10 protein-coding genes are annotated in these 9545 nt (G+C 41.4%); all 10 read left to right on the top strand.

Features of this window, described 5'->3' with window-relative positions; translation table 11 throughout:
- Window positions 1-155 precede the first annotated feature (155 nt).
- The 10 genes from RWM06_RS08610 to RWM06_RS08565 all read left to right on the top strand — a co-directional run bounded on the left by RWM06_RS08610 (window position 156) and on the right by RWM06_RS08565 (window position 9337).
- A complete protein-coding gene (locus RWM06_RS08610; protein WP_084945619.1) occupies window positions 156-872 on the top strand; it encodes a YebC/PmpR family DNA-binding transcriptional regulator in 717 nt (238 codons plus the stop codon).
- A 177-nt stretch (window positions 873-1049) separates the two neighbouring features.
- The gene (locus tag RWM06_RS08605) at window positions 1050-1520 is read left to right on the top strand and encodes a MarR family winged helix-turn-helix transcriptional regulator (RefSeq protein ID WP_313970826.1); all 471 of its coding nucleotides are present in this window, start codon (window positions 1050-1052) and stop codon (window positions 1518-1520) included.
- Window positions 1495-3264 carry an ABC transporter ATP-binding protein gene (locus RWM06_RS08600; protein WP_313970825.1) on the top strand — a complete coding sequence of 590 codons (1770 nt, stop codon included), beginning with the start codon at window positions 1495-1497 and terminating at the stop codon, window positions 3262-3264. The genes RWM06_RS08605 and RWM06_RS08600 overlap by 26 nt, the downstream gene beginning before the upstream one ends.
- On the top strand, window positions 3254-5014 hold the full coding sequence (locus RWM06_RS08595) for an ABC transporter ATP-binding protein (protein WP_313970824.1): 1761 nt from the start codon (window positions 3254-3256) through the stop codon (window positions 5012-5014). Before RWM06_RS08600 ends, RWM06_RS08595 begins: the two co-directional genes overlap by 11 nt.
- Before the next feature lie 95 nt (window positions 5015-5109).
- Window positions 5110-5613, top strand: a complete 504-nt coding sequence (locus RWM06_RS08590) for a phosphatase PAP2 family protein (RefSeq protein ID WP_313970823.1) — start codon at window positions 5110-5112, stop codon at window positions 5611-5613.
- Window positions 5614-5726: 113 nt separating this feature from the next.
- Entirely contained in the window at window positions 5727-6173 is a 447-nt protein-coding gene (locus tag RWM06_RS08585) for a LytTR family DNA-binding domain-containing protein (protein ID WP_024057602.1), read from the top strand.
- Between the two features lie 4 nt (window positions 6174-6177).
- A complete protein-coding gene (locus tag RWM06_RS08580; RefSeq protein ID WP_261055714.1) occupies window positions 6178-6852 on the top strand; it encodes a LiaF transmembrane domain-containing protein in 675 nt (224 codons plus the stop codon).
- Between the two features lie 105 nt (window positions 6853-6957).
- A complete protein-coding gene (rpmB, locus tag RWM06_RS08575; RefSeq protein ID WP_001140948.1) occupies window positions 6958-7146 on the top strand; it encodes a 50S ribosomal protein L28 in 189 nt (62 codons plus the stop codon).
- Between the two features lie 155 nt (window positions 7147-7301).
- Window positions 7302-7667, top strand: a complete 366-nt coding sequence (locus tag RWM06_RS08570) for an Asp23/Gls24 family envelope stress response protein (protein WP_000216437.1) — start codon at window positions 7302-7304, stop codon at window positions 7665-7667.
- A 2-nt stretch (window positions 7668-7669) separates the two neighbouring features.
- Entirely contained in the window at window positions 7670-9337 is a 1668-nt protein-coding gene (locus RWM06_RS08565) for a DAK2 domain-containing protein (RefSeq protein ID WP_313970822.1), read from the top strand.
- Window positions 9338-9545: the final 208 nt, after the last annotated feature.

The raw sequence follows: 9545 nt of genomic DNA, 5'->3' as shown, positions 1-9545 counted from the left end.
TTTAGACTAATTTCCACTTCGGCTAGCCAAGTGGAAGTTACTTTGAGAAGTTACCATAGCTGTATTTGCTAAATAAAATCTATTTCCTCTAGTGAAAATAGAAAAAACTTGTGTTATAATAAGAAAGATTAAAATGTGAAAAAAGGAGATTCCTAATGGGACGTAAATGGGCCAATATCGTAGCCAAGAAAACGGCTAAAGATGGAGCTAACTCTAAAGTATATGCAAAATTTGGTGTAGAAATCTATGTAGCAGCTAAAAAAGGTGATCCAGACCCAGAATCGAACACTGCTTTGAAGTTCGTTATCGATCGTGCTAAACAAGCCCAAGTGCCAAAACACGTTATCGATAAAGCGATTGATAAAGCAAAAGGAAACACAGATGAAACCTTTACAGAAGGACGTTACGAAGGCTTTGGACCAAATGGCTCTATGCTGATTGTTGATACTTTGACTTCTAACGTTAATCGTACAGCAGCCAATGTCCGTGCAGCTTTTGGTAAAAACGGCGGAAACATGGGTGCTTCAGGTTCGGTTTCTTACCTCTTCGACAACAAGGGTGTTATCGTATTTGCTGGTGAAGATGCAGATGCAGTCTTTGAGCAATTGTTAGAAGCAGATGTGGATGTGGACGATGTAGAAGCAGAAGAAGGAACAATCACGGTTTATACAGCGCCAACTGACCTTCACAAGGCTATCGTTGCCCTTCGTGAGTCAGGTATCCAAGAATTCCAAGTGACTGAATTGGAAATGATTCCTCAGTCAGAAGTGGAATTGTCAGGCGATGACCTTGAAACCTTTGAAAAACTTTACAGCGTTCTTGAAGACGACGAAGATGTACAAAAAATCTACACAAACGTAGACGGGTTCTAATTTGACCTAGAGAACATGATCCTAAGTGAAAAAATCACTTGGGATTTTTTGAATCAAGAAAATAGTTCTCTAGAAAACTTTTTTCTTGACATCTCTTTTCAAGGTGGTAAAATAGTTCTCATGGAAACTTATTTAGTTCCTAGGGGAACTAAATGTGATAGTTAGAAAGGAGTTAGTATGGATAAACCGATGTTAGTCTTTAAGCGTTTTGGTCATCAGATTCACCTGATGGTACAAAAGGAAGCCAAACGTTGTGGTATTGAATTTATGGGTGGACCGCAAGGTCAGGTGTTGCGTTTTTTGGATAGCCGTGGGGAAAACCAAGACTTGGTCTTGATTAAAGATATTGAGAAGGAACTCAATATTAGCAAGTCTGTTGCTAGTAATCTAGTTAAGCGTATGGTGCAAAACGGTTTGGTAGAATTGGAAACGAGTCCTGTCGATAAGCGGGCTAAGTTTGTTCGTCTGACAGACAAATCGCGTTCTCAAATGCAAGATATTAAGGCCTTTTTTAAACGCATAGACAAGCAGTTGTTGGCAGGCGTAGATAAAGATGAATTACTGATTTTTGAGAAAGTCCTGGCTCAACTACAGGAAAATATCAAGGGAATAGGAGGAGATAATGAAGAAATTAGCAAAACGAATTAGTGAAAAAGAATGGGGAATGATTTTACTAGCCATTCTCTTTACCTGCTTTTCGGTCTATCTAGAGTTGGAAGTGCCGACCTATATCTCTAAAATCACGGATTTGCTGGGAACTCAGGGAACCAATTTAGATGAGTTGTGGCAGCCGGCAGGTATGATGGTGGGAATGTCATTTCTTGCCTTCTTGTCCGCAGTTGCAGTTGGATTTTTTGCGTCCAGAGTGGCAGCTTCTTATACTAGTAGGCTGAGAAGTGATATTTTTAACCGAGTTTTAGACTACTCGCAGACAGAGATTAAGAAATTCTCTATTCCCAGTCTCTTAACTCGTACTACCAATGATATTACTCAGGTTCAGATGTTGATTACCATGGGCTTGCAAGTAGTTACGCGTGGTCCGATTATGGCTATTTGGGCTATCGGGAAGATTTTAGGCCATTCAGAATACTGGCTCTGGGCCGTACTTGTGGCAGTGATTGTCAACGTCCTGATGACGACTGTTTTGATGACGCTGGCCTTTCCAAAACAGTCCTTGATTCAGGGGTTGACAGATAAACTGAACAGTATCACTCGTGAGAGTTTAACAGGTATTCGTGTCGTTCGTGCCTACAATGCTGAAGAATACCAAAATGAAAAATTTGCAGCAGCAAATGATGAATTGACACGTTTGAATTTGTTTGTCAACCGTCTTATGGCTATTTTGAACCCTATCATGATGGGGATTTCAAGTGGTTTGAGTGTGGCGATTTACTGGATTGGGGCCTATGTGATTAACGACGCTGCTCCGATAGCGCGTCTGCCTCTCTTTAGTGACATGGTTGTTTTCATGTCTTATGCCATGCAGGTTGTCATGGGCTTCCTTCTCATGGGAGCGCTCTTCATCGTTCTTCCCCGAACTATGGTCTCTGCCAAGCGGATTAATCAGGTTTTAGATTTGCATTCTTCTATCCAAAATCCTGCTCAAGTGCAGTTGGCTGATGAAAACCTCAAAGGTCAGGTCGAATTTAAGGATGTGACCTTCCGCTATGCGGCAAATTCGGAGGCAGTTATCGAGCATGTTAGCTTTAGAGCAGAAGCTGGCCAAACAGTTGCCTTTATCGGCTCAACTGGTTCTGGTAAATCAACTCTGGTCAATCTGATTCCACGTTTCTATGACGTATCAGCAGGAGAAATTCTGGTGGACGGTGTCAATGTTCAAGACTATGCCTTAGAAGATTTGCGCAACAAGGTTGGTTATATTCCTCAGAAAGCGGTTCTCTTTTCAGGTGATATCAAGGGCAATCTAGACTTTGGACAGAGTCAAGAAACACCGCTTAGTGAGCAGGCTATGTGGCAAGCTCTGGAATTGGCCCAGTCTAAGAACTTTATCGAAGACAAGGAAGCGGGCTTAGCGTCAGAAATGGCCCAAGGAGGAACTAACTTCTCAGGTGGTCAAAGACAACGTCTAGCCATTGCGCGTGCCTTAGCTAGGAAGCCAGAAATCCTCATCTTTGATGACTCCTTCTCAGCCTTGGACTACAAGACGGACCGTGTCCTACGCCAAGAGCTAGCAGAGAAAACCAAGTCTATGACCAAGCTTATCGTTGCACAGCGTATTTCAACGATTATGGATGCAGATTTGATTTTGGTCTTGGATCAAGGAAAAGTCGTGGGACAAGGCACCCACAAGGAACTTCTAGCTAATAACGAAGTTTACCAAGAAATTGCCTATTCACAACTATCGAAGGAGGAATTGGAACATGGAAAATAAGAAAATGTCTCTCTGGAAACAGAGTAAGCCCTATCTTGCAGGCCTCCAGTTTGCCCTTCTGATAGCCTTTCTAGCAACAATCGTATCCAATATTATTACTGTATATGGTCCAACCCGCATCAAGGAAATGACTAATATTATTGCTAGTGGTTTGGAAACAAGTGTGGATGTCGCGGCGGTTGCAGCTATTGGTGGTTTTTTGGCCGTGATTTATGTGATCGGACTTCTATCAAATTATTTGCAGGCCTTTCTGTTTACAACAGCTATTCAACGTTTTTCAGAGCGTTTAAGAACAGCCATTGCAGAGAAAATTAACCGCCTTCCATTAGGATATTTTGATGGACATTCTCAAGGAGATACCTTGTCTCGTGTAACCAATGACGTTGACACGGTAGCCCAGTCTCTCAATCAAAGTCTGGGAATGGTTCTTTCATCTAGTTTATTGGTCTTAGCAGTCTTGGTAACCATGTTTGGGATGAACTGGATTTTAGCCTTGGTGACGGTTGTATCAACTCTTGTCGGTTTTGCTTTCGTGTCTGTTTTTATGGGCAAATCCCAGGGCTTCTTTAAGAGTCAGCAACAGGATTTGGCAGCTGTCAATGGTTATGTGGAGGAAATGTACTCTGGCCATAATGTGGTGACCAGTTACAATGCCATCGAGAGCACGAAAGAAGAATTTACGACATTAAATAATCGTCTGTATGACAGTATCTGGAAATCTCAATTTATTTCAGGGATTATGATGCCGATTATGATGTTCATTGGGAACTTTAGCTATGCCTTAGTGATTATCGTCGGTGCAGCCTTGGCTCTGAATGGGCAGATTAGTATCGGTATTATCGTTGCTTTTATGGCCTACGTTCGTATCTTTTCTCAGCCTCTTTCACAAATCGCCCAAGGGATTACTAGTCTTCAGCAGGCTAGTGCAGCCATGGGACGTGTCTTCGAATTCCTAGCTGAAGAGGAAATGGAAGACGAATCCCATAAAGAAAGACAATTGAGCGATATGAAAGGTCAAGTAGTCTTTGATCGAGTCTCCTTTGGTTATACACCAGAACGAACCATTATCCATGACTTTTCTGCGACTGCTCATGCAGGTCAAAAGATTGCGATTGTCGGACCGACTGGGGCTGGTAAGACAACCATTGTCAATCTTTTGATGAAGTTCTATGAGCTTGATAAGGGAAGTATCCGTATCGATGGTGTAGATACCAAGGATATGAAGCGTTCGGAAGTACACGATGCCTTTTCAATGGTCTTGCAGGATACTTGGCTCTTTGAAGGTACTATCCGAGACAATCTCATCTATAACCAAACAGGTATTAGTGATGAGCGTGTGATTGAAGCCAGCAAGGCTGTAGGGATTCATCACTTTATTATGACCCTACCAGATGGTTACGATACAGTCTTGGACGACACAGTGACCTTGTCTGTCGGGCAAAAACAACTCTTGACCATTGCTCGTGCTTTGCTGAAAGATGCGCCACTCCTAATCCTAGATGAAGCGACCTCTTCGGTTGATACCCGTACAGAGGAATTGATCCAGAAAGCCATGGACCGTTTGATGGAGGGGAGAACTTCCTTTGTCATCGCCCACCGCTTGTCAACCATCCGTAATGCTGATCTTATTCTTGTCATGAAAGATGGCAATATCATCGAGCAAGGAAATCATGATGAGCTGATGGCGCAAGCTGGTTTCTACGCTGATCTCTACAACAGTCAATTTACAGAAGACGAAGCAGAAGAATAAATCGAAAGAAGGCTTGACGGCCTTCTTTTTCTACACTATACTAGAAGACAAGTGCTTGCCTATAAGCAAAATTTGAGTAAGTGATGAGAAAATATATGAAAAATTATCAAGAATGGTATGGCCACGTTGCTGGTAACATTAAAAATAAGCCCTTTCTTCTGAGCTTGTTAAGAACTTTCAATCGGTTTATGACAGCAGTTATGCCTATGATTTATCTAACCTTGTTAGGCACTACCTATCTCCAACAAGGACTTGGAAAACAAGTCTTGATCTATGTGTTTATCCCTGCGTCAGGTTTTGTGATTTTGTCCTTTCTTCGTAAGAAAATCAATGCCCCTAGGCCTTATGAAGTTTGGGAAATTGTACCGCTACTTGATAGAGATAGTCCTGGTCAGTCAATACCCAGTCGTCATGTCTTTTCAGCAACCATTATCTCCATGGCTTGCTTGCATGCTAGTCTAACTATGGGGATGATTTGTTTGATATTATCAGCCTTCCTCGGTCTAGTAAGAGTCTTAGGGGGAGTGCATTATCCCAAGGATGTAGTGGTTGGCTATATGTGTGCTCTTGTGTGGGGTGTGCTTTTCTTTCTATGTTGACCTGTAAGTTAAGGTGGCCATACAACCACTTACGAGTCTAAAGTAACCACTTGCTTTTTTGCTCTTGTTTTCTTATTTTGGCTTTGATATAGTAGAGTCAGAAAGGAGATGGAATGAAGTTACGAATCGAAATTGACAGCAATTTAGAGGAAACTGAAATTATCATCAAGGCAGCGACTTTGACAGATGAGATTGCAGATTTACAGCGGCTCTTGCAAGAGTCCAAGTCTCCTCGGTTGATTTTTTACAAGGGAACAGGTGAATATTATCTGGACTTGTCGGAAATTCTCTTCTTTGAGACGGAAGGTAGCAAGATTTATGCCCATACCCATAAAGATGCCTACGAAGTTCGGCTCAAACTCTATGAGTTAGAGTCTATCCTTCCTCGCTATTTTAGTCGGGTATCCAAGTCGACTATTGCAAATATCCGTCAGGTTTACTCGGTGGACAAGTCCTTTTCAGGAACGGGCACCATTTCCTTTTATCAGACCCACAAGGAGGTTCATGTGTCGCGGCATTACCAATCCCTCCTAAAAGAAAATCTAAGAAACATGAGGTAAGAACATGAAAAAGAAAGCATTTGGTATTGTATTGCTTGTTTTGGCGGCTTTAGTATTATTGCAGGGAAATTTTGGAATCCCTTCTCTGGGGGGGCAAATTTGGCCCTTGATTGGTATTGCTTTTTTTGCCTACCAATCAGTCGGAGCTTTGTTGCGTCGCCACTTAACTTCAGCCTCTTTTACAGCTCTAGTAGCCTTAATGATTGCTAACCACTTTTATGATATTTTACCGATTCCAAATCAGTCACTATTCTGGGCTAGTATTTTAATCGTACTGGGTGTCAACGCACTTACTCATTCTAACAGAACTTGGAATGGGAAAAAATGGTGGTATGATGGTAAAAAGACCATTCTTACAGATAAGGAAGTTGCTTTTGGGACTGGGACTTTCTACAAGCAAGAGCAAGAATTGGTAGAAGATCAAGTAGAAGTTGGTTTTGGCAATGCTAAGATATATTACGACAATGCAGAGATTTTAGGAGATACCGCAACCCTGAAAGTGGAAGTTGGTTTTGGCAATGCAGTTATCTATGTTCCCCAACATTGGGGAGTTGATTTAAAGGTAGAAACTTTCTGTGGTGTAGCTAAGGCAGATACTTCTCTAGCCCCAACAAGTAAAACCTTGATTATCCGTGGAGATGTGGCTTTTGGGAAGTTGGGGATTGTCTACGTTAAATAAAAAAATCTTCCAATTCCCTTGCAAAAAAGAAGAAAGTGTGATAACATAGTACGGTATGTGGTGCTAGCACATCCGCTATATTAGATCTAATAGGAGGAAAACACAATGGCTAAAGTATGTTACTTTACAGGTCGTAAGACTGTATCAGGAAACAACCGTTCACACGCGATGAACCAAACAAAACGTGCCGTAAAACCAAACCTTCAAAAAGTTACTGTTCTTATCGATGGTAAACCTAAAAAAGTTTGGGCTTCAGCTCGTGCTTTGAAATCAGGTAAAGTTGAACGCGTTTAATAATAAAAGTAAGGAGACCTTAGGGTCTTTTTTCTTTTACTGTAGATATAAAATCATTTGAAAAATAGAGTAAATATCCGCTGATACAGTATTCTGCTTTTACACTTGGGCTGAAATATGATAAAATAGAGTATCAACTAGTTGAGGTAAAAAGGATGACTGTAAAAATTAATACAAAAGATGGTCAAATCGAACTAACAGATGAAGTGATTGCAACCGTCGTAGGTGGCGCAGCAACTGAGATTTTTGGTGTGGTCGGTATGGCTAGTAAAAATGCCCTCAAAGATAATTTCCAAGCCCTTCTAGGTAAGGAAAATTATTCCAAAGGTGTCGTCGTAAAGGCGGCCGAAGATGGCAGTATTGCAGTTGATGTATATACCGTGTTGAGCTACGGAACAAAGATTAGCGAAGTGTCAAAAAACATTCAAGAGCGTGTTCGTTTTAGCTTGGAAAACCAACTTGGAATTACTGCTCAGACTGTAAATGTCTACATTCAAAATATCAAAGTTGTAGGAGAATAACCGTGTCAAAAATTACTACTAGCTTATTTCAAGAAATGGTGCAGGCTGCATCAACTCGCTTGAATAAGCAAGCTGAATATGTCAATTCATTAAACGTCTTCCCAGTTCCAGATGGAGATACTGGTACAAACATGGGAATGACCATTGAAAATGGTGCTAAGGAAGTTGCAGACAAGCCAGCTTCTACTGTTGGAGAGGTAGCGAGCATTCTTGCCAAAGGTCTTTTGATGGGTGCGCGTGGGAACTCAGGAGTTATTACATCTCAGCTTTTCCGTGGATTTTCACAAGCTATCAAGGATAAAGACGAATTAACAGGTCAAGACTTGGCTCTCGCCTTCCAATCAGGTGTGGAAGTTGCCTATAAGGCAGTAATGAAGCCAGTTGAAGGAACGATTTTGACAGTGTCTCGTGGTGCTGCTATCGGTGCTAAGAAAAAAGCTGAGCAAACAGATGACGCTGTTGAAGTCATGCGTGCAGCTTTAGAAGGTGCTAAAACAGCTCTAGCTAAAACACCAGACATGCTTCCAGTATTGAAGGAAGTTGGCGTTGTGGATTCAGGTGGTCAAGGACTGGTCTTCATCTATGAAGGTTTCCTTTCAGCCCTTACTGGCGAATATATTGCATCTGAGGACTTTGTAGCGACTCCTGCCAACATGAGCGAAATGATCAATGCTGAACATCATAAGTCTGTAGCTGGTCATGTGGCGACTGAGGACATTACCTTTGGTTATTGTACTGAAATCATGGTAGCTCTTAAGCAAGGTCCAACCTATGCTAAAGATTTTGACTACGACGAATTCCGTAACTACTTGAATGAACTCGGGGATTCTCTCCTTGTTGTCAATGATGATGAAATTGTCAAAGTCCATGTCCATACAGAAGATCCAGGACTTGTTATGCAAGAAGGTCTCAAATATGGTAGCTTGGTCAAGGTAAAAGTTGACAATATGCGTAACCAACACGAAGCGCAGGTTGAAAAAGAAGCTGCTCAAGTTAGCAAGCCTGCTGAAGAAAAAGAGTATGCTTTGATTGCTGTAGTGGCTGGTAAAGGTCTAGCAGATATCTTCCGTTCTCAAGGTGTAGATCATGTTATCGAAGGCGGTCAAACTATGAACCCTTCAACAGAAGACTTTATCAAGGCTGTTGAACAGGTCAATGCCCGTAACATCATCTTCCTGCCAAACAACAAAAACATCTTCATGGCAGCTCAATCTGCAGCAGAAGTTTTGGAGCAACCAGCAGTAGTGGTAGAGGCTCGCACTCTTCCTCAAGGATTGACAAGTCTTCTTGCCTTTGATCCAAGCAAGTCAATCGAAGAAAACCAAGAACGTATGACTGCAGCTCTCAGCGATGTCGTTAGCGGTAGCGTCACAACAGCTGTGCGTGATACAACCATTGATGGCTTAGAAATCCATGAAAACGATAATCTTGGTATGGTGGATGGGAAAATCCTCGTGTCAAACCCTGACATGCACCAAACTTTGACAGAAACCTTGAAACATATGTTGGATGAAGATAGTGAGATTGTAACCTTCTATATCGGTGAAGACGGAAGCGAAGAACTTGCCAATGAAATTGCCCAAGAAATCGCAGAAGAATTCGAAGACGTTGAAGTCGAAATCCACCAAGGGCAACAACCTGTTTACCCATACCTATTTAGTGTGGAATAAGATTAATGAAGGACTGAGAAATCAGTTCTTTTTTCTTTTTTAGTAAATGAAATCGGTATCTTTTTTATAAAAACAAAAATAATATTCATAAATAAACGTTAAAATAGAAAATTCAGAAAATTTCTTCTTTTCTCTTGAAAAATCTTGAAAAAATGGTATGATAGTAACAAGTTATTTTTAAGAGGAAAGAAAGGGGAACAATGGAGAA

Origin of the sequence: uncultured Streptococcus sp. (assembly GCF_963516575.1) — a bacterium.
Lineage (GTDB): Bacteria > Bacillota > Bacilli > Lactobacillales > Streptococcaceae > Streptococcus.
The sequence above is the reverse complement of the archived record's forward strand: the minus strand, read 5'-3'. Positions and strand labels throughout refer to the sequence as shown.